Annotated in this window: 19 protein-coding genes; 11 read left to right on the top strand and 8 right to left on the bottom strand. The window is 64.5% G+C overall.

Annotation, left to right across the window (positions count from 1 at the left end; all coding sequences use genetic code 11):
* Nucleotides 1–361 precede the first annotated feature (361 nt).
* On the top strand, nucleotides 362–5,230 hold the full coding sequence (locus tag V3H56_RS15160) for an NAD-glutamate dehydrogenase (RefSeq protein WP_042732100.1): 4,869 nt from the start codon (nucleotides 362–364) through the stop codon (nucleotides 5,228–5,230).
* Nucleotides 5,231–5,346: 116 nt separating this feature from the next.
* Here the strand turns inward: V3H56_RS15160 and V3H56_RS15155 are convergent, their stop codons facing one another.
* From V3H56_RS15155 to V3H56_RS15140, 4 genes are all read right to left on the bottom strand, one after another.
* A complete protein-coding gene (locus V3H56_RS15155) occupies nucleotides 5,347–6,264 on the bottom strand; it encodes an IS110 family transposase (RefSeq protein ID WP_047737935.1) in 918 nt (305 codons plus the stop codon).
* A gap of 421 nt (nucleotides 6,265–6,685) precedes the next feature.
* On the bottom strand, nucleotides 6,686–7,090 hold the full coding sequence (locus tag V3H56_RS15150; RefSeq protein ID WP_338473546.1) for a cupin domain-containing protein: 405 nt from the start codon (nucleotides 7,088–7,090) through the stop codon (nucleotides 6,686–6,688).
* Between the two features lie 250 nt (nucleotides 7,091–7,340).
* Complete coding sequence (locus V3H56_RS15145) at nucleotides 7,341–7,634, bottom strand: putative quinol monooxygenase (RefSeq protein WP_047737828.1); 294 nt, start codon at nucleotides 7,632–7,634, stop codon at nucleotides 7,341–7,343.
* Nucleotides 7,635–7,757: 123 nt separating this feature from the next.
* The gene (locus V3H56_RS15140; protein WP_338473545.1) at nucleotides 7,758–9,191 is read right to left on the bottom strand and encodes a PLP-dependent aminotransferase family protein; all 1,434 of its coding nucleotides are present in this window, start codon (nucleotides 9,189–9,191) and stop codon (nucleotides 7,758–7,760) included.
* Nucleotides 9,192–9,394: 203 nt separating this feature from the next.
* Here V3H56_RS15140 and V3H56_RS15135 point away from each other — a divergent pair, with 203 nt between their 5' ends.
* A complete protein-coding gene (locus V3H56_RS15135; RefSeq protein WP_338473544.1) occupies nucleotides 9,395–9,835 on the top strand; it encodes a carboxymuconolactone decarboxylase family protein in 441 nt (146 codons plus the stop codon).
* A 50-nt stretch (nucleotides 9,836–9,885) separates the two neighbouring features.
* Here V3H56_RS15135 and V3H56_RS15130 read toward each other — a convergent pair whose 3' ends face one another.
* Entirely contained in the window at nucleotides 9,886–10,227 is a 342-nt protein-coding gene (locus V3H56_RS15130; RefSeq protein ID WP_042732044.1) for a hypothetical protein, read from the bottom strand.
* A gap of 206 nt (nucleotides 10,228–10,433) precedes the next feature.
* On the opposite strand from V3H56_RS15130, the gene V3H56_RS15125 reads away from it, so the two are divergent.
* Genes V3H56_RS15125 through V3H56_RS15115 form a run of 3 tightly spaced genes read left to right on the top strand, consistent with a single transcriptional unit; the run spans nucleotide 10,434 to nucleotide 12,587 of the window.
* Nucleotides 10,434–11,066, top strand: a complete 633-nt coding sequence (locus V3H56_RS15125) for a secretin and TonB N-terminal domain-containing protein (RefSeq protein WP_042732049.1) — start codon at nucleotides 10,434–10,436, stop codon at nucleotides 11,064–11,066.
* Nucleotides 11,063–11,608 (top strand): sigma-70 family RNA polymerase sigma factor, encoded by a 546-nt coding sequence (locus tag V3H56_RS15120; RefSeq protein ID WP_042732043.1) that lies wholly within the window; start codon nucleotides 11,063–11,065, stop codon nucleotides 11,606–11,608. The genes V3H56_RS15125 and V3H56_RS15120 overlap by 4 nt, the downstream gene beginning before the upstream one ends.
* 37 nt (nucleotides 11,609–11,645) lie before the next feature.
* On the top strand, nucleotides 11,646–12,587 hold the full coding sequence (locus V3H56_RS15115; protein ID WP_338473543.1) for a FecR domain-containing protein: 942 nt from the start codon (nucleotides 11,646–11,648) through the stop codon (nucleotides 12,585–12,587).
* A gap of 237 nt (nucleotides 12,588–12,824) precedes the next feature.
* Here V3H56_RS15115 and V3H56_RS15110 read toward each other — a convergent pair whose 3' ends face one another.
* Both V3H56_RS15110 and gspH read right to left on the bottom strand, forming a co-directional pair.
* Entirely contained in the window at nucleotides 12,825–13,436 is a 612-nt protein-coding gene (locus tag V3H56_RS15110; RefSeq protein WP_338473542.1) for a type II secretion system protein GspJ, read from the bottom strand.
* On the bottom strand, nucleotides 13,433–13,885 hold the full coding sequence (gspH, locus tag V3H56_RS15105) for a type II secretion system minor pseudopilin GspH (protein ID WP_042732041.1): 453 nt from the start codon (nucleotides 13,883–13,885) through the stop codon (nucleotides 13,433–13,435). The genes V3H56_RS15110 and gspH overlap by 4 nt, the downstream gene beginning before the upstream one ends.
* Before the next feature lie 116 nt (nucleotides 13,886–14,001).
* On the opposite strand from gspH, the gene V3H56_RS15100 reads away from it, so the two are divergent.
* Nucleotides 14,002–14,436 carry a type II secretion system protein N gene (locus V3H56_RS15100; protein WP_338473541.1) on the top strand — a complete coding sequence of 145 codons (435 nt, stop codon included), beginning with the start codon at nucleotides 14,002–14,004 and terminating at the stop codon, nucleotides 14,434–14,436.
* Between the two features lie 109 nt (nucleotides 14,437–14,545).
* On the opposite strand, the gene gspI is transcribed toward V3H56_RS15100, so the two are convergent.
* Nucleotides 14,546–14,920: a type II secretion system minor pseudopilin GspI gene (gene gspI / locus V3H56_RS15095; RefSeq protein ID WP_338473540.1), complete on the bottom strand. Its 375-nt coding sequence runs from the start codon at nucleotides 14,918–14,920 to the stop codon at nucleotides 14,546–14,548.
* 147 nt (nucleotides 14,921–15,067) lie between these two features.
* On the opposite strand from gspI, the gene gspG reads away from it, so the two are divergent.
* The 5 genes from gspG to gspD are packed head-to-tail and all read left to right on the top strand — an operon-like array spanning nucleotide 15,068 to nucleotide 20,603.
* A complete protein-coding gene (gene gspG / locus V3H56_RS15090; RefSeq protein ID WP_042732916.1) occupies nucleotides 15,068–15,517 on the top strand; it encodes a type II secretion system major pseudopilin GspG in 450 nt (149 codons plus the stop codon).
* A gap of 8 nt (nucleotides 15,518–15,525) precedes the next feature.
* Nucleotides 15,526–16,512, top strand: coding sequence for a type II secretion system minor pseudopilin GspK (gene gspK / locus V3H56_RS15085; RefSeq protein ID WP_047737840.1), 987 nt, complete (start codon nucleotides 15,526–15,528; stop codon nucleotides 16,510–16,512).
* The gene (gene gspL, locus V3H56_RS15080; RefSeq protein ID WP_338473539.1) at nucleotides 16,509–17,681 is read left to right on the top strand and encodes a type II secretion system protein GspL; all 1,173 of its coding nucleotides are present in this window, start codon (nucleotides 16,509–16,511) and stop codon (nucleotides 17,679–17,681) included. The genes gspK and gspL overlap by 4 nt, the downstream gene beginning before the upstream one ends.
* Complete coding sequence (gene gspM / locus V3H56_RS15075; RefSeq protein WP_338473538.1) at nucleotides 17,674–18,240, top strand: type II secretion system protein GspM; 567 nt, start codon at nucleotides 17,674–17,676, stop codon at nucleotides 18,238–18,240. Before gspL ends, gspM begins: the two co-directional genes overlap by 8 nt.
* The gene (gene gspD, locus V3H56_RS15070) at nucleotides 18,237–20,603 is read left to right on the top strand and encodes a type II secretion system secretin GspD (protein ID WP_338473537.1); all 2,367 of its coding nucleotides are present in this window, start codon (nucleotides 18,237–18,239) and stop codon (nucleotides 20,601–20,603) included. The genes gspM and gspD overlap by 4 nt, the downstream gene beginning before the upstream one ends.
* Nucleotides 20,604–20,653: the final 50 nt, after the last annotated feature.

Here is a 20,653-nt window from a genome sequence, read left to right as displayed (position 1 = left end):
GGGATTTCATGCCCCGGGGTGCCGTTTGGCCCTCGGGCTGCTAGGGTTGTTCAGGACGTCTGTGCCAGACAGCTAGCCGATGACCGAATATGTCGCAGCGCTGCAAGCAGGCACCTGATCGCACTCGTTAAGCTGCGCAACGGATGTGCTCCTGCAAAGGCCGCCCCCAGGGTGTTTTTTGCAGGTGTTCATTACATGGAAATTACATGGAAAAGGAATGTGACCTGCGGGTCCCGTCCAGCTTCACCCACCTGTCATCCTGTTTCCTCTGCCCGAGAATCAGGAACGGGATGGCCGACGGCCCCGAAAGGGGCTGCACGCGACGCTTCCATCAATAACAAGCCCAAGCGGAGTACCACAGATGGCGTTCTTCACCGCAGCCAGCAAAGCCGACTTCCAGCACCAACTGCAAGCGGCACTGGCGCAGCACATCAGTGAACAGGCACTGCCACAAGTGGCGCTGTTCGCTGAACAATTCTTCGGCATCATTTCCCTCGATGAACTCACCCAACGCCGGTTGTCCGACCTCGCCGGCTGCACCCTGTCTGCCTGGCGCCTGCTTGAGCGCTTCGACCACGCGCAACCGCAGGTGCGTGTCTACAACCCCGACTACGAACGCCACGGCTGGCAGTCGACGCACACGGCAGTGGAAGTGCTGCACCACGACCTGCCATTCCTGGTGGATTCGGTGCGCACCGAACTGAACCGTCGCGGCTACAGCATCCATACCCTGCAAACCACCGTCCTGAGCGTGCGTCGCGGCAGCAAGGGCGAGTTGCTGGAAATCCTGCCCAAGGGCACCCAGGGCGACGGCATCCTGCAAGAGTCGTTGATGTACCTGGAAATCGACCGCTGCGCCAACGCCACCGAACTCAGTGTCCTGACCAAGGAACTCGAGCAAGTGCTGGGCGAAGTGCGCGTGGCGGTGGCCGATTTCGAACCGATGAAGGCCAAGGTCCAGGAAATCCTGGCGGGCCTGGACGACAGCGCCCACGTCATCGATGCCGACGAAAAGAGCGAGATCAAGAGCTTCCTGGAATGGCTGGTGGGCAACCACTTCACGTTCCTCGGCTATGAAGAGTTCGTGGTGCGTGAAGACGCCGATGGCGGCCACATCGAGTACAACCCCGAGTCCTTCCTGGGCCTGACCAAGCTGCTGCGCGCTGGCCTCACCGCCGATGACCTGCGCATCGAAGACTACGCCGTCAATTACCTGCGCGAACCAACCCTGCTGTCGTTCGCCAAGGCCGCGCACCCGAGCCGCGTGCACCGTCCGGCGTACCCGGACTACGTGTCGATCCGTGAAATCGACGCCAACGGCAAGGTCATCAAGGAATGCCGCTTCATGGGCCTGTACACCTCCTCGGTGTACGGCGAAAGTGTCCGGGTCATCCCGTACATCCGGCGCAAGGTCGAGGAAATCGAGCGTCGCTCGGGCTTCCAGGCCAAGGCGCACCTGGGCAAGGAACTGGCCCAGGTGGTCGAAGTGCTGCCCCGTGACGACCTGTTCCAGACCCCGGTCGACGAATTGTTCAGCACCGTGATGTCCATCGTGCAGATCCAGGAACGCAACAAGATCCGCGTGTTCCTGCGCAAAGACCCGTATGGGCGTTTCTGCTACTGCCTGGCCTACGTGCCACGGGACATCTATTCCACCGAAGTGCGGCAGAAGATCCAGCAGGTGCTGATGGACCGCCTGAAGGCCACGGACTGCGAGTTCTGGACGTTCTTCTCCGAATCCGTCCTGGCGCGCGTGCAACTGATCTTGCGAGTGGACCCGAAGAACCGGATCGACATCGACCCGCTGCTGCTGGAAAAAGAAGTGGTCCAGGCCTGCCGCAGCTGGAAGGACGACTACGCCAGCCTGGTGATCGAGAGCTTCGGCGAAGCCCAGGGCACCAATGTACTGGCCGACTTCCCCAAAGGCTTCCCGGCCGGCTACCGCGAGCGCTTCGCCGCGCACTCGGCCGTGGTCGACATGCAACACCTGCTGAGCCTGAATGAAAAGAACCCGCTGGTGATGAGCTTCTACCAGCCGCTGGGCCAGGTTTCCGGCCAGCGTGAGCTGCACTGCAAGCTGTATCACGCCGACACGCCGCTGGCGTTGTCCGACGTCCTGCCGATCCTGGAAAACCTCGGCCTGCGGGTGCTGGGTGAATTCCCGTACCGCCTGCGCCACACCAATGGCCGCGAGTTCTGGATCCATGATTTCGCGTTCACCGCCGCCGAAGGCCTGGACCTGGATATCCAGCAGCTCAACGACACGTTGCAGGATGCGTTCGTGCACATCGTGCGCGGTGATGCCGAAAACGACGCGTTCAACCGCCTGGTGCTGACCGCCGGCCTGCCATGGCGCGACGTGGCGCTGCTGCGTGCCTATGCCCGTTACCTGAAGCAGATCCGCCTGGGCTTCGATTTGGGCTACATCGCCAGCACCCTGAACAACCACACCGACATCGCCCGCGAGTTGACCCGGTTGTTCAAGACCCGCTTCTACCTGGCGCGCAAACTCAGCGCCGAGGACCTGGAAGACAAGCAGCTGCGCCTGGAACAGGCGATCCTCACGGCGCTGGACGACGTCCAGGTGCTCAACGAAGACCGCATCCTGCGTCGCTACCTGGACCTGATCAAGGCCACACTGCGGACCAACTTCTACCAGACCGACGCCAACGGCCAGAACAAGTCCTACTTCAGCTTCAAGTTCAACCCGCACCTGATCCCCGAACTGCCCAAGCCGGTGCCCAAGTTCGAGATCTTCGTCTACTCGCCGCGGGTCGAAGGCGTGCACCTGCGCTTCGGCAACGTTGCCCGTGGCGGTCTGCGCTGGTCCGATCGTGAAGAAGACTACCGCACCGAAGTGCTCGGCCTGGTGAAGGCCCAGCAAGTGAAGAACTCGGTGATCGTGCCGGTCGGCGCCAAGGGCGGGTTCCTGCCGCGTCGCCTGCCGCTGGGTGGCAGCCGCGACGAGATCGCGGCCGAGGGCATCGCCTGCTACCGCATTTTCATCTCGGGCCTGTTGGACATCACCGACAACCTCAAGGACGGCGCCCTGGTGCCGCCGGCCAACGTCGTGCGCCATGACGACGATGACCCGTACTTGGTGGTGGCGGCCGACAAGGGCACCGCGACCTTCTCCGACATCGCCAACGGCATCGCCATCGACTACGGCTTCTGGCTGGGCGATGCCTTTGCTTCCGGTGGCTCGGCCGGTTACGACCACAAGAAAATGGGTATCACCGCCAAGGGCGCGTGGGTTGGCGTGCAGCGCCACTTCCGCGAGCGCGGCATCAATGTCCAGCAAGACAGCATCACCGTGGTGGGCGTCGGCGACATGGCCGGCGACGTGTTCGGCAACGGCTTGCTGATGTCCGACAAGCTGCAACTGGTGGCCGCGTTCAACCACCTGCACATCTTCATCGACCCGAACCCGGAACCGGCCAGCAGCTTCGCCGAGCGCAAGCGCCTGTTCGACCTGCCGCGTTCGGCCTGGACCGACTACGACACCAGCATCATGTCCGAAGGCGGCGGTATCTTCTCGCGCAGCGCGAAGAGCATCGCCATCTCGCCACAGATGAAAGAGCGCTTCGACATCAGCGCCGACAAACTGACCCCGACCGAACTGCTGAACGCCTTGCTCAAGGCACCGGTGGACCTGTTGTGGAACGGCGGTATCGGCACCTACGTCAAGGCCAGCACCGAAAGCCACGCCGACGTCGGCGACAAGGCCAACGATGCGTTGCGCGTGAACGGCAACGAGCTGCGCTGCAAGGTCGTGGGCGAGGGCGGTAACCTGGGCATGACCCAACTGGGTCGCGTCGAGTTCGGCCTGCATGGCGGCGCCACCAACACCGACTTCATCGACAACGCCGGTGGTGTGGACTGCTCCGACCACGAAGTGAACATCAAGATCCTGCTCAACGAAGTGGTGCAGGCTGGCGACATGACCGACAAGCAACGCAACCAGTTGCTGGCGAGCATGACCGACGAAGTCGGCGGCCTGGTGTTGGGCAACAATTACAAGCAGACCCAGGCGCTGTCCCTGGCGGCCCGCCGTGCATTCGTGCGGATCGCCGAATACAAGCGCCTGATGAACGACCTGGAAGCGCGGGGCAAGCTGGACCGTGCCATCGAGTTCCTGCCTACCGAAGAGCAATTGGCCGAACGCGTTGCGGCAGGCCATGGCCTGACCCGTGCCGAACTGTCGGTGCTGATCTCCTACAGCAAGATCGACCTCAAGGAAGCGCTGCTCAACTCCCTGGTCCCGGATGACGACTACCTGACCCGTGACATGGAAACCGCGTTCCCGCCAACGCTGGTGAGCAAGTTCTCCGAGGCCATGCGCCGCCATCGCCTGAAGCGCGAGATCGTCAGCACCCAGATCGCCAACGACCTGGTCAACCACATGGGCATCACCTTCGTTCAACGGCTCAAGGAGTCCACGGGCATGAGCCCGGCGAACGTGGCGGGTGCCTACGTGATCGTGCGTGACATCTTCCATCTCCCGCACTGGTTCCGTCAGATCGAGGCCCTGGACCACCAGGTTTCCGCCGACGTGCAACTGGAGCTGATGGATGAGCTGATGCGCCTGGGCCGCCGCGCCACTCGCTGGTTCCTGCGCAGCCGCCGCAACGAGCAGAACGCCGCCCGCGACGTCGCTCACTTCGGTCCGCACCTGGCCGCGCTGGGCCTCAAGCTCGACGAACTGCTGGAAGGCCCGACCCGCGAAGGTTGGCAGACCCGCTACCAGGCCTACGTGGCCGCCGGTGTGCCGGAGTTGCTGGCGCGCATGGTTGCAGGCACCACCCACCTGTACACCTTGCTGCCGATCATCGAGGCGTCGGACGTCACCGGCCAGAACGCCGCGGACGTGGCCAAGGCCTACTTCGCCGTGGGCAGTGCCCTGGACGTCACCTGGTACCTGCAACAGATCAGCGCATTGCCGGTGGAAAACAACTGGCAGGCCCTGGCCCGCGAAGCGTTCCGCGATGATGTCGACTGGCAGCAACGGGCGATCACCATCTCGGTCCTGCAAGAGGGCGACGGTTCCCAGGACGTGGAAACCCGCCTGGCCCTGTGGCTGGAGCAGCACCAGGACATGGTCGAGCGCTGGCGCGCCATGCTGGTAGACATCCGTGCCGCCAGCGGCACCGACTACGCCATGTACGCAGTCGCCAACCGCGAACTGCTGGACCTGGCGCTGGCAGGTCAGACGGTCGTGACGGCCAACTGATCCGGCGTTGAAATGAAAAAACCCGCATCGAGAGATGCGGGTTTTTTTTTACCCCCGTTCGGACCGGAATCCACCAAACAGCACTGTGGGAGCAACTGTCTTACCTCTGCCACCCGTCACCGCCATTCAGTGCCGTCTCGAAGCATGGCATTCAGTCTGATTAGCAATATTCGCATGCAGGCGATGAGCGCGACTTTCGCGCTCTTGCCTCGCCCTCGAAGTGCTTCGTACCGGGCCTTGAAGTCGGCGTGATAGCGGATGACAACCCAGCACGACATATAAAGCGCACGTCTGACCCGCGCTCTTCCTCCGTAAATCTGACGTTTGCCGCTGTGATTGCCACTGTCGTCGTTGTAGGGGGCGATTCCCGCCAGGGACGCGATCTCTCTGCGATCAAGCTCACCGAGCTCAGGCAGGTAAACCAACAAACTAGCAGTCGCCACAGTGCCGATCCCTTTAACTGATGTGAGTCGGTCGGCTTTCTCCGCATCCAGCTTACGCATGCTTTGATTAATGGCTTTGCCAAACTGCTTGATTTGGATTTGCAGGTAGCGAATATGATCTTTGATCACCTCGATAACCGCCGGAAGCTGAGCCTGCTGTAGCCGGCGCTTGTTGTCATCTCGTTGCTGGACGAAGTGTTCGCGCAGCTGAATCAGCTCCCGCAGTGCTTCACGCTCAGGTGAAATGGGCTTTTCGTGAGACGCATGCAGAGCTTCGGCAAAATCGGCAAGAACAGCCGCATCGATGGGGTCGGTCTTGGCATTCTTGCCCATTGCTACGGCGAAGGCTCTAGCCCGACGAGGGTTGATCCTGAGCACATTGAAACCTGCCTCCTGCAGTGCTGCCATAACCTTTCGTTCATAGCCGCCCGTGGCTTCCAGTAACACCCGGCCAATCGTGTACGGGCTTAGCTGTTCGACCAGTTGTGCAAAACCCTCAGGCGTATTGGGGACCTCGTAGCCTTGGTTCTGTGGTCGAACCCAAACGACGAGATTTGATTTGGATATATCGATACCGACCCAGGAAATCATGGCAAAACCCTCTTACACTCAGAAATGAGAGTGCTCTGGCTTTGCCCACGCTTGTGATTCGAGTGCCGCTCGTCCAACTGTTCGGGCTTATGGGCCAGAGTAGAAAGGTAGATGGCAGCTTTGCTCCCACTCGTGCTTCAAGCACCGCGGACTCACAGCTTGCCATCTACCCCTCTCACCCCAGAGTTTATTCCCTTACTCAGACACAAGCGGGCTTGCCCGCGAAAGCGGTGGGTCAGTCAACTTCTTCATCAGCTGACCCACTGCATTCGCGAGCAAGCTCGCTCCCACAAGAGAATCTGGGGCGGGCACACATCTTGAGCCCACCCAATAACACTGTGGGAGCGGGCTTGCCCGCGAAAGCGGTGGGCCAGTCAACCTCTTCATCAGCTGAGCCACTGCACTCGCGAGCAAGCCCGTGTCAGTTCTTCAGGGGAATCAACACCGCTTCTTTCTCGCCCAACACCATGAACACCAGCAGCTTCGCCGGTTCGGTGGTGCTGGCATTCTTCGACACCAGGTGCTCGGAGCCTGCGGCTTCATACCAGAACTCGCCTGCCTTGTAAGTGATCGCCGGCTCACCCTTGACCTGGGAGGTGATGGCGCCTTCGAGTACATAGGCCATCGCCGTGCCCTCATGCTTATGGGCGATGGAGGATTGGCCCGGGGCGTAGTCCACGGTCAGCATCATCGCTTTTTTGCCGGGCAGGTTTTTCAGCGCTTTTTCCTGCAACACATTGACCTTTTCCGAAGGGGCCACGTCGTGGGCGAGCACTGGGGTAACGGGCAGCAAGCTGAGGGCGGCGATCAGGTAGAGGGCTTTCATGGCGGTAGGACCTTTGGGTTGAGTGGTTCTCGATGAACCCACCCTAAGCCCCATGTCCTGGCAAACAAACGTCCAATCTTTCGGAAGGTGGGTAGACCAATCGAGATCTACCCATACGCAATTGGCGAGCCCCGAACCTGTGGCGAGGGAGCTTGCTCCCGCTTGAGTGCGAAGCGCTCATAAAAGGGGCTGCTGCGCAACCCAGCGGGAGCAAGCTCCCTCGCCACGGGTTTGTGTGCACGACGCGGCATCAGACGATCGGAAAGCTGTTGAAGTCCACGCTGCGCGCCAGGCGGTTGTCGATCAGGCTGATGAAGCCCTGTACCTCGGGACAGTTGAAGTGGGCCTGCATGGCCGCTTCCGACTGCCAGCGGCCGCTGACGCTCCAACGGTCGCCGTCTTCCGGGCAACGGTCGACCAGGTAGGCATCGCAGCCCGGCAGTGCCCGCAGGGTTTCGACGATCTGCTGCAACTGCCGGCCCAGTTCCTCCGAACGCCCGGCGGCGGCCTGCACTTCTACGGTATTGATCACGTGGCGAGACATTGTTCGGGCTCCTGAATCAAGTCGGACGGATGTTACTCAACCCTTGATGACACCCGTGCAGGATAAGCCCGTCGGGTCCATGCTCAAACAGCCAATGGGCCGATAAACCACCAGTCCAATGGCTTAGGCGACTTGCTGCAAGATGTCGCGCAGACGGTCCAGGGCGATGTCGATGTCCAGGGTCTCGATGGCGCCAAAGCCAAAGAACAGGCCCGGTCGTACCGGCGTTTCATTGAAGAAGCCTTCGAGGCTGTACAGCCCGATCTCGGCTTTTTTCGCCAGTTCGATCACCAGCGCCAGGTCGATTGGCACCTTGCACAACGCCGCCATGTGGAAGCCGGCCGTGGTGGGCACGGCGTCGAACCACGGCGACAGATCCCCGGCCATGCGCGCCAGCAGGCGCTCGCGTCGGCCGGCGTACAGCGTGTGGCAGCGGCGGATGTGCTTGAGCAGGCAACCCTCGGCGATGAACTTGGCCAGTGCCCATTGCGGCAGGGTGGAGGTGTGCTGGTCGGTGAGGCGCTTGGCCAGGATCACCGCTTCGAGGATCGCCGGCGGCAGGATGGCGTAGCCAAGGCGAAGTTCGGGTAGCAACGTCTTGGAGAACGTGCCGACATACGCCACGATCCCGCGCTCGTCCATGCTCTGCAGCGAATCGGCGGGCCGGCCTTCGTAGCGGAACTCGCTGTCGTAATCGTCTTCGATGATGATTGCCCCCAGTTCGTAGGCCCGGGCCAGCAAGGCTTCGCGGCGGGCCTGGCTCATGGGCATCCCCAGGGGAAACTGATGGGACGGCGTGACATAGATCAGCCGTGTGCCGTCAGGAATCAGGTCCACGCGCATGCCTTGCTCGTCGACCGGCACCCCGGTCACCGTCGCGCCCTGGGAACCGAACAGCAAGCGTGCCGGCGGATAGCCCGGATCTTCCATGGCCACCAGGCTGCCGGGGCGGGTCAACACTCGCGAGATCAGGTCCAGGGCCTGCTGCGCGCCGTTGCACACCACCACGTCATCGTCCTGGCAATTGACCCCGCGAGAAAACGCGATGTGCCGGGCAATGGCGTTGCGCAGCGCCGGCAGGCCTTCGGGCTGGCTATAGAAACCCTTGGCGCTGGCGATCTGGCGCAGTGCATGGGCGGTGCAGCGGCGCCAGTCGTCCAGGGGGAACTGGCCCTTGCCGGTGGCGCCGCCGATGAAGTCGTAGCGCAGGGCGCCTTCCAGGGTCGGATGGCGCATCAGGTCCGGCATGGTGCGCCAGGCCTCGACCACCTCGGCGCCGGCCAGTTCGCGGTGGCTTTGCTTGCGCACGATCCGGGCCGGTCGCGCATTGACGTAGGTGCCCTTGCCGATGATGCCGGTGAGGAAGTTTTCGTAGGTCAGCTGCGCGTAGGTGTCGGAAACGGTCTTGCGGGAAATGCCCAGTTGCTCGGCCAGCAGGCGGCTGGGCGGCAACTGCGTGCCGGCGGCCAGGCGACCGCCTTCGATGGCGCTGCGCAGTTGTTGATACAGCTGGCCCGCCAGGTCCTTGCGGCCGTTGATGACAACATGAAGTTCCATACCCGCAGGCTCCTGGGCGATTGCTGGCGGCCAGCGTCAAAGGCGCAAGATTACCCGCATTGTGCCGCTGCTTTGAAGTTGCGTGGAGAAAATCCCGCCGATTGGCCTGCTGCGTGCTGGTCCCGGATTTTTCGACGAATTGGACCTGTCGCCGAACGCCCCCAGGGCCTACCGTAAAGGCTTCAATCGCCACGGAGCCCGCCATGAGCCCGCGTCTGGATTACTACAGTGCCTCCCCGGGGGCAATGAAAGCCATGATCGGCCTGGAAGCCATGACCAGTCGCCTGAGTATCGAGCCGGCGCTGCTGCACCTGGTCAAGATCCGCGCCTCGCAACTCAACGGCTGCGCCTTCTGCACCGACATGCATTCGGTGGAGGCGCGCCGCCTGGGCGAAACCGAGCGGCGTCTGTATGCCGTAGCGGTATGGCGTGACAGCGGTTTCTTCACTCCCCGCGAACATGCCGCCCTGGCCTGGACCGAAGCGGTCACGCTGCTGGTTCGAAGCCAGGTGACGGACGAGGTCTACGCCCTGGCCCGCGGCTGTTTCAGCGAGGAAGAGTTGGTAGACCTGACCCTGGCGATCAGCACCATCAGCAGCTGGAACCGCCTGGCGGTGAGTTTTCGCCAGCGTCCGGGCGGTTGATGACCTGCCAACTCATATCTGGATGCCATCCTGTGGCGAGGGCAGCATCGTCACTTGGGCAACGGTGAGTTGTTCGGCGCAGCAGGGGGGCGCTGCGGTTTCACCGAGTTGCCAAACGCATTGCCCATACGCACCCCGGTGGCTGCCGGGGTGACCAGGCCGAGGCTATTCGGCGCGCGTTCGTTGACGGGTACGTCCAGCGCTTCCCGGGCCCGTTGCGCGGTAGCCGCCGCTTGCGGGTCATTGCCCATCTGCCGGCTCAGGCAGTTGTAGTCCGGGGTCTTGTAGCCGCCGACCGTCACCTCGATACACGCCGGCGCCTCTTCCGCCTGGGCCCAGGGCAGGGCCAGCAGCAGACCGAGGCCCGCTGTCATGCGCATCCACTGTTTCATCACCGACCTCCTGGCCCGTCCCAGGGGGACGGTGCGTTGTCAGGGCATCAGTCTAGTGCGCTGCGGGGGATTTGTATCAGATGTCATACGACATTCATAAACACCCCTCAGGATGACGGTTTTCAACGGATACGTCAGTCGTGCAGCAGGGCAGAGCCGGGGGCGGGGGCAGACGTGGTTTGACCTGGGCGCCCTTGGGCTGGCTGGTGGTGTCGTGGTGCCTGTTGACCGGGCCTGTCCAGGCGGCGAGCCTGGTGGACCTGGACATCGCGCCCCAGGCACTGACCACGGCGCTGGAGCAATTCAGCCGCGCGACGGGCATGGCGGTGCTGGTGGACCATCAGCTGTCGAGCCAACGCCAGACGCTGGGCGTCCAGGGGCGGTTCACACCCGCCGACGGGTTGAGGGTGCTGCTCAGCGGGACCGGGCTGGCGGCGCATTACGCCCGGGCAGACGCGTTCACGTTGCAGCCGGTGCAGGTCCGCGACGTGGCGCTGCCTGCCGGTGTCACGCCGGGCCTGAGCGACAGCAACTACGCCGCCGCGATCCAGACGGTGATCCAACGCAACCTGTGTCGCTCGCCGTTGACCCAACCGGGCAGCTTTCGGGCGGTGTTGCAGATCTGGATCGGCCGTGACGGGGTGGTCCAGCACAGTCGCCTGGTCAGTTCCACGGGTGATCTGCTGCGGGACAAGGCGTTGGTCAACAGCTTGCAAAACCTCAGGATCGACCGCCCGGCGCCCAGTTCGCTGCGCCAGCCGGTGACCCTGCTCTTGTTACCCGACTCATCAGGAAGAAGCATGGAATGCACAGCAGGGGAAGGGGTGTCCGGGCGATGAAAGAGATCGGCCGCAGCCCATTGGTGAAGCTGTTCCTCACCTCGTATGAGGATTTCAAGGTACGCCTGCGTCGGCGCCTGGGTTCCGAGGAACTGGCCAATGATGTGCTGCATGAAACCTACCTGCGGGTCGATCGCATGGTCGACACCCAGGAGATCGCCCAGCCCAACGCCTATTTGTACCGCATGGCCCTGAACATCGCGGCCGACCGCCGCCAGGCCGATGCCCGGCTGCTCACCGGCGATGAGGTCGAGGAGTTGCTGCAGGTCTCGGATGAAGCGCAGGACCCGGCCCGGGTGGTGGGCGGGCAGAAGGAGTTGCAGATCCTGCTCAAGGCCTTGTACGAGCTGCCGGCGCGGCGGCGCAGGATCTTCATTGCCGCGCGCCTGGAAGAAGCACCGCACCTGGAAATCTCCCAGCGTTTCGGCATTTCCACGCGCATGGTGGAAAAGGAAGTCAAGGCTGCGCTGGGGCATTGCGCCCTGCGTCTGGAAAGAAAAGTCATTCAGCGGTTCGGTCCCGGCGCGGGAAAACCGTCTTGAGAGTAGAGACCCGACCCATTCGCGAGTGTGTTTGCGCTTGAATATCTTCAGCATCACTTCCCCTGACGCCACGCCCCGGGCCCGGTTGGCCGGCGAGGCCCGAGACTGGTTGATCCTGCTCACCTCGGGGCGCGCCACCGTGGCCGATGCCCGGGCCCTGCGCCAATGGTGCGGGCAGAGCCCCGAACACGCGCAAGCGTTCGAAGACGCCAAGGCGCTGTGGCACGGTTTGCAACCGGCGGTCGCGGCGTTGCAGGCGCCGCGGCATTTCGGTCGACGGGCCTTGCTCGGGGGCGCGATTGCGGCGTCGGCCGGTTTCCTGTTGATCCGGGCGACGGTGCCGGGTGGTGTGTCCGGCCTGGGCGCCGACTATGTGACCGATGTCGGTGAGCAGCGCCGGGTGGAACTGGCCGATGGCGTCAGCCTGGAACTGAACACCCAGACGCGCCTCAGCCGTCGTGCCCTGAACGATGGCGGGGCCGGCCTGGAGTTGCTCGGCGGCGAGATTGAAGTGCTGGGGCGCAGCACCCAGGCCGTCAGCGTCCAGGCCGGCGCCGGCTGGATCAGCGCCGCCAAGGCGCGCTTCAACGTTCGCTACACCGATCAGCGGGTCTGTGCGACCTGCCTGGAAGGCATCGTCCAGGTCGAGGTGCGGGGCCAGCGTTTTCGCCTGGAACCGGGCATGCAGTTGACCTACGACACCGCCCGGGTCGGTACGCCCCAGCAGGCCGACGTTTCGGCGGCCATTGCCTGGCGCGACCAGGTGCTGGTGTTCAACGACGCGACCCTGGCCAGCGTCATCGATGAAATCAACCGCTACCGCCCTGGCATGTTGCTGCTGCTCAATCGCGAACTGGGCTTGCGCAAGGTCCAGGCGCGGTTCCGCCTCGACCAACTGGCGGGCGTGGCGCTGCTGATCCGCGATGCCTATGGGGCAAAATGCACCGAGCTGCCGGGCGGTGTGGTGGTCCTGAGTTGAGCCTGGCGGCGTCTGGGCGGGCCCCTTCGCGGGCAAGCCCGCTCCCACAGCGTTCGCGGTGGAGCATTGACTGTGGGAGCCTGCTCGCGAAGACGGCATGACTCTCGCGGCCAAACCTCAATCCCCTGTGGGAGCGGGCTTGCCCGCGAAGGCGGCCTGACAGCCGACCTAACGTCTGCGGTTGCACTGGATGCAGCTGTGGGGCATTGATCCTGCTGCCGTTGAATCAGCTTCGCCTTACTCCAACGGCCCTAACACCTGTCGATACCGTTCAGTGCCTTGGGGCGTCTCGCGGGTCAGGCTGATTTCGATGCCGGATGGGTTCTCCTGGCGGTTACCGCTGAGCTTGCGCCAGCCTTTGTCCTTGTCCCAGTAGCGCAGTCCCGCCGAACTGACTTCATTGAGCACGGCGACTCCGTCATCCGGCGCGGGCAGCGGATAGCGGTCGCGTGCCGGGCCTTGGGCGCGGTAGAGCGTGTTGCCCTTTAGCCACCAGCGCACCCGTTGCAGCGCGCCGTCCCGGGCGGCGGCCACGCGGATCACATCCAGGCGAAAGCCCTGGCCGTCGGTGCTGCGCACGGTGAGGGCGGGTGGAGCGGTCGAGGGTTCGTCGTCGATGCCGGGCTTGAGCGGCTCGCTCAACTCGATGCTGGCGCGCAGGGCCACGTCGCGCTCCAACTGATTCAACGCCCGCAGCAAGGCCTCGGTCTGCTCGGTACTGGCCTGCAAATGGCTGTCGGCCCGGGTCACGCTGTCCAGCCCGCGCCAGGCGATCAGGCTGACCACCGCCATCAGCAGAATCGCCACCATGACTTCCAGCAGGGTGAAACCTGTTTGCCGAGCGTTCATTGGATCTGCACCCGCCCGGCGGCATTGCGTTGCACGCTCAGGCTGTTCTGGCCATCCGAGAGGCGGATCTGCAACGGCTCGCCGAGCCACTCGGCGTTGAGCACCACCCGTTGCCTGGGCTCCACGCGAACGTCCATCGACGGGCTCTGCCAGCGACGCGGATGCAACTGGGGATCATCCTTGAAGCGATCCAGCGCGGTGTCCTGGTCGCCGCGGCGACTGAAGCTGAAACCCTTGGCGTCCCAGCGCCAGGTGATCGGCCGCCCATCCGTGCGCGCTTCGGTCTGGGCCAGTTGCAGCAACTGCACCAGCCGCTCGGCGTCCTGGCGCAGCACCTTCAGCGGGTCCGGCTTGATGCTCAGGCTCACGGCCGCGCTGGCGATGCCGATGATCACCAGCACCACCATCAATTCGATCAGGGTGAAACCGCGTTGCGTGTCCCGGGCCATCGCGCGCTCCTTTGCGTCGGGACCATCCTGCACGGGCAAGATGATAAGGGTGTGAAATAAAACGGAGAGATTTGCCGGGTACGCTGGGGGTCGGAATTAAAAAGGAGATTCAGGCCATGGCGTTCATCGAACGGGTATCCCCGGCGCATATCGTCCAGGCGCTGGCGTTGTTGGCGGCGTTGGCTGGGGTGGCGACCTGGTCGTCGCTGTTGCTGACCTCTGCCGAGTCGCGCACGCCGGATGTCGCCCCGCAACGCATGGCCGAGCGTTCGGATAGCCCGGCGCTGCAATGGTTCTCCAACCAGCCGGCGCCGGTGCAGATCAAGGTCAGCGGGGTGATGGCCGGTGCCCATGGCGCCGTGGCGATCCTGAGCCTCAACGAGGGCCCGCCGCGCAGCTTCCTGGTGGGCGAGCGGGTGGCCCAAGGCGTGCGGCTGGTGGCGATCGAGGCGCAAGCGGTGGTGATCGAGCGTGGCAGCGAGCAGACCCGGCTGGCGTTGGCGCAGTTGCCGGATTCGGTGAGTTTGCCGGTCCTGACCCGGCCACGCTGAACACTGTGGCGAGGGAGCTTGCTCCCGCTGGGCTGCGCAGCGGCCCCAACGTTTTGCGGTTGCTGCGCAACCGAGCGGGAGCAAGCTCCCTCGCCACGACATCCGTGGTTCAGTTTTCCCGAACAACCAACGTCTCCAGCCGCGCCAGCGGCGGGGCCTCGCGGCTGCGGTCCGACACGTTCAGTTCCACCCGCAACAACCGACCGTCCTGCGCCGTGCGCAAGGTCTGTTCGCAGCGCAGCAACAGGCGCCCCTGATCGCAGTCGAACACCTTCAGGCCGGGTGCCAGCCGGCCCTCCAATTGCAATTGCGCCAGTTGGCTGCGGGCGGCCAGCAGGGCGATGGATTTGTCGCGCAGCAAGCCATTGCCCTGGGTCATCACCGCCGCAACACGCACCGCGGCCGACATGGCCACGGCGATGATCGCCAGGGCCACCAGCACTTCGATCAGGGTGAAGCCGGCGTGCGAGGCGGGGCGGGGCATGGGGTGGGCTCAAGGCAAATGCAGCCCTTGAGGTTAGCCCGCGTTCGTGACCGATTGACGACGCAAGCTCCTGAGCAATTTCAATATCACTGACATATTTTCTTGCAACACTGCGCCTCGTATCGAATCCAGCGAAGGACCGTCGAGATGCAGATCGCCCGTTACAACGCCCGTCCCCAAGGCCCACGCGGGCAGCGGGGCTTCACCCTGATCGAAATCATGGTCGTGGTGGTCATCCTTGGCATCCTGGCGGCCATGGTGGTGCCCAAGGTGCTCGACCGTCCCGACCAGGCCCGGGCGACGGCGGCGAAACAGGACATTGGCGGGCTGATGCAAGCCTTGAAGCTTTATCGCCTGGACCACGGCAGCTACCCGAGCATGAACCAGGGCCTCAAGGTGCTGGTGGAGAAACCCGCCGACGCCAAGAACGGCACTTGGCGCTCGTACCTGGAACGCCTGCCGAACGACCCCTGGGGCCGTCCCTACAACTACCTCAACCCCGGCGCCAATGGCGAAGTCGACGTGTTCTCCCTGGGCGCCGACGGCCAGCCCGACGGCGACGGCGTGAATGCCGACATTGGCTCCTGGCAGCTCTAAGGACCGTGATGGGAACGAATTCGCCCGTCGCGGCGAAGCAGCGCGGCATGGCGGTCATCAGCGCCTTGCTGATCGCTGCCGTGGTCGCGGTGATCGCCGGTGGCATGCTCACTCGCCAGGCCCTGTTCACCCGCAGCCTGGAAGCCGAGCAGTTGCGCATCCAAGGCAGTGCGCGGATGCAAGGCGGCCTGGCGCTGAGTCGCCAGTTGCTGTGGGAGGCCCGCCAGCGTGACCCGTTGACGCGCTTCGGCCAGCCTTGGGCAAAACCCATTGTCCTGCCCGGTTCGAACCAGGTCGATACGCCGTTCGAAGGGCAGCTCGAAGATGAGCAGGGCAAGTTCAACCTGCGCAACCTTGTCGCCAATGAACGTGTCGACGAGGAACAATTGAATGCCTTCGAACGGCTCTGCGGGCAGTTGGGGATCGCCGCCAGCGTGCGCGACCGCATCATCGAGCGCGTCATTGAAGCGTACCCGCGCACGCTGAACCCGGAACGGGCGGACACAGCGCCCATGGGGCGTACCTTCGACAGTGGCCGGGACACCTCGCCTGACGCGGATGCCGCATTACTCAAACCGACCCGACCGATGCTGCGCACCGTGCGCGACCTGGGCGACGTCAAGGGCGTCACGCCTGCCGTGCTGGCAGCGCTGGCGCCCTACGTGACGATCCTGCCGGCCAATACCTGGGTCAACGGCAACACCGCCAGCGCCCCGGTACTGGCCGCCGCTGTGCCGGGGTTGTCGTTGCAGCGGGCCGAGGCGCTGGTGCGGGAGCGGGAGGGCGGCCATTGGTTCGTCAATCGCGGGGATTTCGTCAACCGCCTGCGCATGCCGGAGCTGGAAACGGCCACGGTCAAGGTGGGCATCACCAGCGACTGGTTCCGCCTGCGCGGCCAGGCCCGCAGCGGTCAACGGCGGGTTGAAGTCGATGCGTTGCTGCAACGCAGCCAGGACCGGTTGCCCCGGGTGATCTGGTCGAGGGTGGGCGTATGACACGGTTGCGCGTGGCGTTGGCGCCGTTGGCCGAACTGGACCTCGACAGCCCGGTGGCGTTCGCGGCGCTGGACCGCCAGGGCCAGGTGCGCGAGCACGGGCGCAGCAGCCTCAGGGCGTTGGGGCAGGGCGCCCGGAATCTCTCGGTGGAGTGCTTTCTTCATCCCCGCGACAGCCTGCTGACTCGCCTGGAGCTGCCGCTGTTGCCGGCGGCGAAGATCACCGCCGCGGTGACGTGCGCGGCCCAGGCCCTGATGCTCGGCGCCAGCGAACACATGCAGGTGGCTCACAGCCCGCGGGGTGCCGACGGGCAGGTCCAGATCGCCTGGCTGGACCGGCAGTCGCTCGCCCGGCTGGGCCAGTTGTTGCACCAGGCCGGGCTCAAGTTGCGCGGCCTGTATCCGGCGGCCTATGCCTTGCCCGTGTTGGCCGGCCCGGTGGCTTGCATCGAAGACGGTCACCTGTTGCTGCGCCATGGTCCGCAGCAGGCCGAGGTGCAGCCGTTGCAAGAACAGGCGCTGGACGAGTGGTTGATGGCCACTGGGCCCGGTCTGCACTGGATCGGCGCAGCGCCGCCCCAGGCGTCGATCACGCCCCTGGCTGACATCCAACGCTGGACCGGCAGCGCGCCGGGCTGGGGTTTGCATACCGGTCTGTCGCGCAACACGGCCGGACGCGGCGGTTGGGGCCGGGCGGCGGCCCTGTGTGCCATGGCCGTGGCGGTGTGGGTGGTGGGCCTGAACCTTTACGCCGCCCGTGAGGCGGCCCAGGGGCAACGGCTCAAGGCGCAAATGAGCCAACGGGTGAAGCAGGCGTTCCCGGACTTGCCGGTGGTGCTCAATCCGCTGCAACAGGCCCGGCAACAGATTGCCGCGCGCCAGGACGGTACGGCGACGGACCTCAGCCAACGCTTCGTCAGCCTGATGCAGCAGGCCGGCAGTGCCATGCCGTTCATGAGCGGCAACGCCCAGGCCCTGGTGTTCGAGAACGGCGAGTTGCGCCTGGAGCTCGTGCCCGACGCGCCGAAGGCCGCCGCCGAAGACGATTGGAAAGGCCCCCTGGTCCAGGCCGGCATCGATGTCGTCGCCGTTGACCAGGGCTGGACCTTGCGCATGGCCCAGGCCGGCCAGGCCACCCCCGAAGATACCGCGGAAGACGATGATGAATAAGCCGTCCCTGGCCGTGCTGAGCGTCCGCTGGCAAACCCTGCGCAGCCGCTGCCGGACCTTCTGGCAAGGCCTTGCCGTGCGCGAACGACGGGCCGTGGCCCTGAGCGCGCTGGTGCTCGGCGGTAGCCTGGTCTGGCTGGGGTTGATCGAGCCGCCGTTGAAGACCATCGCCTATTGGCAGGCCGAAACGCCGAAGCTGCGCTCACAGACCGAAGCCCTCGAAGTGCTGCTGCGGGACGTCGCCGGGCCGGCGCCAGGCCAGCCGTTGGAAGCAGCCCTGCGCCAGACCCTGGACGCCAGCGGGCTGGGCGATCACTACCAATTGCAGCCGCCCGGCGCCGAAACGGCCAACGCCTGGCAACTGACCTTCACCGACGCGCCGGCCGACGGGGTGATCGGCTGGCTGCTGAGCAACCCCGGGCCATTGTCCCTGGAAGTGTCCGAGGCGCGCCTGCAACGCACCGCTGCGGCCGCTTCCACTGGTCTTGAAAATACCGCCGGCACTCTGTCCGGAACCGTTCGCATGCATCAGGCGCAAGGCGCTAAGGAAGCTTCATGAAGGGGGCCCGTTACCCACGTCATTGGCGCAAGGCCGCGCCGCTGTTGTTGCTGGCATTGAGCGCGTGCAACAGCACGCCGCCGGCCTCGCAGCCACCGTTGCTGGTGGACAGCGAGTTGGGCGTTCCGTTGGGCAGCACGCAGCGCAGCGGCGACGCGTTGCTCGACCGTCAGCGAGCCCAGGCGGCGCGTGAGCAGAAACCGGTGGTGCGTCACCAGGTCGACCTGACGTCCCGTGCCCGCGAATCGCGTAACCCGCCGCCGGCGCGCAACCCGTTGGGGGATCAGCCGGTGACCTTGAATTTCGTCGAGGCGGACATCCAGGCCGTGGTGCGCGCCTTGTCCCGATCCACTGGCCAGCAGTTCCTGGTGGACCCTCGGGTCAAGGGCAACCTGACGCTGGTGTCCGAAGGGCAGGTGCCGGCAAGCCAGGCCTACGCCATGCTGCTGGCGGCGTTGCGCATGCAGGGCTTCAGCGTGGTGGACGTCGGCGGCGTGGCCCAGGTGGTGCCCGAGGCCGACGCCAAGCTGCTGGGCGGGCCGATCTACAGCGCCGACAAACCGGCCGGCAATGGCATGCTGACCCGCACCTTCCGGCTGCAATACGAGAACGCGGTCAACCTGATCCCGGTGCTGCGCCCGATCGTTTCACCGAACAACCCGATCAATGCCTACCCCGGCAACAACACCATTGTCGTCACCGACTACGCCGAGAACCTGTCGCGGGTGGCGCAACTCATCGAAGGCATCGACACCCCCAGCGCCATCGACACCGATGTGGTGCCGGTGCAGAACGGCATCGCCGTGGACATCGCGCAGATGGTCTCCGATTTGCTGGAAACCCAGGGCGGCGATCAGACCCAGAAAATCAACGTGATCGGCGACCCGCGCTCCAATTCCATCATCATCCGGGCCGGCAGCCCCGAGCGCACCGAGCTGGCGCGCAATCTGATCTACAAACTCGACAACGCCCAGAACAACCCGAGCAACCTGCACGTGGTGTACCTGCGCAACGCCCAGGCCGGCAAGTTGGCTCAGGCCCTGCGCGGTTTGCTCACTGGCGAAAGCGAAGGCGAGGGCAACGACAATTCCCGTTCGGTGCTCAGCGGCATGGGCGCCAGCACCAACGGCCAAAGCGGACAGAGCAGCACCGATGGCACCAGCACCTCCACCGGTAGCGGCTCTTCAAGTCATAGCAACGGGAATGGCTACGGCCAGGGCAGCAGCGGGCAGGGCACGAGCTCGACGAAGAACGAGCAGAACACCGCTTTCAGCGCGGGTGGCGTGACTATCCAGGCGGATGCCACTACCAACACTTTGCTGATCTCCGCGCCCGACCCGTTGTATCGCAACCTGCGGGAAGTCATCGACCTGCTCGACCAGCGGCGCGCCCAGGTGGTGATCGAGAGCCTGATCGTCGAGGTCGGCGAAGACGACGCCAGTGAGTTCGGCGTGCAATGGCAGACCGGCAACCTCGGCGGCAGCGGGGTGATCGGCGGAGTCAACCTGGGCGGCAGCGGGCTCAACCTCAACGGCAAGACCAGCATTGACGTATTGCCCCAGGGCCTGAACCTCGGGTTGGTCAACGGCACCGTGGACATTCCCGGCATCGGCAAGATCCTCGACCTCAAGGTCCTGGCCCGGGCCTTGAAGAGCAAGGGCGGCACCAATGTGCTGTCGACGCCGAACCTGCTGACCCTGGACAACGAAGCCGCGAGCATCTTCGTCGGCCAGACCATTCCTTTCGTCAGCGGCAGCTACGTCACCGGGGGCGGCGGCACCAGCAACAACCCGTTCCAGACCGTGACCCGCGAAGAGGTGGGCCTGAAGCTCAACGTCCGGCCGCAGATTTCCGAGGGCGGTACGGTCAAGCTGGATATCTACCAGGAGGTCAGCAGCGTCGACAACCGCGCTTCGAGCACCACGGGGATTGTCACCAACAAGCGCGCCATCGACACCAGCATCCTGCTGGACGACGGCCAGATCATGGTCCTGGGCGGGTTGCTGCAGGATGGCTACAGCCAGAGCAACGACGCGGTGCCGTGGCTCTCGACCTTGCCCGGCATCGGCGCACTGTTTCGCAACGAAAGCCGGCAGACCACCAAGACCAACCTGATGGTGTTCCTGCGGCCCTACATCATCCGCGACACGGCGGCGGGGCGCAGCATCACCCTCAACCGCTACGACTTCATGCGCCGCGCCCAGGGCCTGTTGCAACCGGAACGCAGTTGGGCCATGCCCGACATCCAGGCCCCGCAACTGCCGGCGGCGTCCCGGGCGATCCCCGGCAGCGCTCCCGCCGCGCTGCAAACGCCCAGGGCGGCGATCAAGGCGGTGCCTGTAACGGAGCCGATCAAACAATGACGACGGTGGCGAGGGAGCTTGCTCCCGCTGGGTTGCGAAGCGACCCCAAT

It is taken from the genome of Pseudomonas sp. MS646 (assembly GCF_036693845.1).
Lineage (GTDB): Bacteria > Pseudomonadota > Gammaproteobacteria > Pseudomonadales > Pseudomonadaceae > Aquipseudomonas > Aquipseudomonas chlororaphis_E.
Note: the sequence above shows the minus strand (reverse complement) of the source record. Positions and strands in the feature narration are given on the sequence as shown.

Coding starts and splice junctions, on each gene's coding strand:
- V3H56_RS15160 (WP_042732100.1), top strand. CDS start 362: ATGGCGTTCTTCACCGCAGCCAGCAAAGCCGACTTCCAGCACCAACTG.
- V3H56_RS15155 (WP_047737935.1), bottom strand. CDS start 6,264: ATGATTTCCTGGGTCGGTATCGATATATCCAAATCAAATCTCGTCGTT.
- V3H56_RS15150 (WP_338473546.1), bottom strand. CDS start 7,090: ATGAAAGCCCTCTACCTGATCGCCGCCCTCAGCTTGCTGCCCGTTACC.
- V3H56_RS15145 (WP_047737828.1), bottom strand. CDS start 7,634: ATGTCTCGCCACGTGATCAATACCGTAGAAGTGCAGGCCGCCGCCGGG.
- V3H56_RS15140 (WP_338473545.1), bottom strand. CDS start 9,191: ATGGAACTTCATGTTGTCATCAACGGCCGCAAGGACCTGGCGGGCCAG.
- V3H56_RS15135 (WP_338473544.1), top strand. CDS start 9,395: ATGAGCCCGCGTCTGGATTACTACAGTGCCTCCCCGGGGGCAATGAAA.
- V3H56_RS15130 (WP_042732044.1), bottom strand. CDS start 10,227: ATGAAACAGTGGATGCGCATGACAGCGGGCCTCGGTCTGCTGCTGGCC.
- V3H56_RS15120 (WP_042732043.1), top strand. CDS start 11,063: ATGAAAGAGATCGGCCGCAGCCCATTGGTGAAGCTGTTCCTCACCTCG.
- V3H56_RS15110 (WP_338473542.1), bottom strand. CDS start 13,436: ATGAACGCTCGGCAAACAGGTTTCACCCTGCTGGAAGTCATGGTGGCG.
- gspH (WP_042732041.1), bottom strand. CDS start 13,885: ATGGCCCGGGACACGCAACGCGGTTTCACCCTGATCGAATTGATGGTG.
- V3H56_RS15100 (WP_338473541.1), top strand. CDS start 14,002: ATGGCGTTCATCGAACGGGTATCCCCGGCGCATATCGTCCAGGCGCTG.
- gspI (WP_338473540.1), bottom strand. CDS start 14,920: ATGCCCCGCCCCGCCTCGCACGCCGGCTTCACCCTGATCGAAGTGCTG.
- gspG (WP_042732916.1), top strand. CDS start 15,068: ATGCAGATCGCCCGTTACAACGCCCGTCCCCAAGGCCCACGCGGGCAG.
- gspK (WP_047737840.1), top strand. CDS start 15,526: ATGGGAACGAATTCGCCCGTCGCGGCGAAGCAGCGCGGCATGGCGGTC.
- gspL (WP_338473539.1), top strand. CDS start 16,509: ATGACACGGTTGCGCGTGGCGTTGGCGCCGTTGGCCGAACTGGACCTC.
- gspM (WP_338473538.1), top strand. CDS start 17,674: ATGAATAAGCCGTCCCTGGCCGTGCTGAGCGTCCGCTGGCAAACCCTG.
- gspD (WP_338473537.1), top strand. CDS start 18,237: ATGAAGGGGGCCCGTTACCCACGTCATTGGCGCAAGGCCGCGCCGCTG.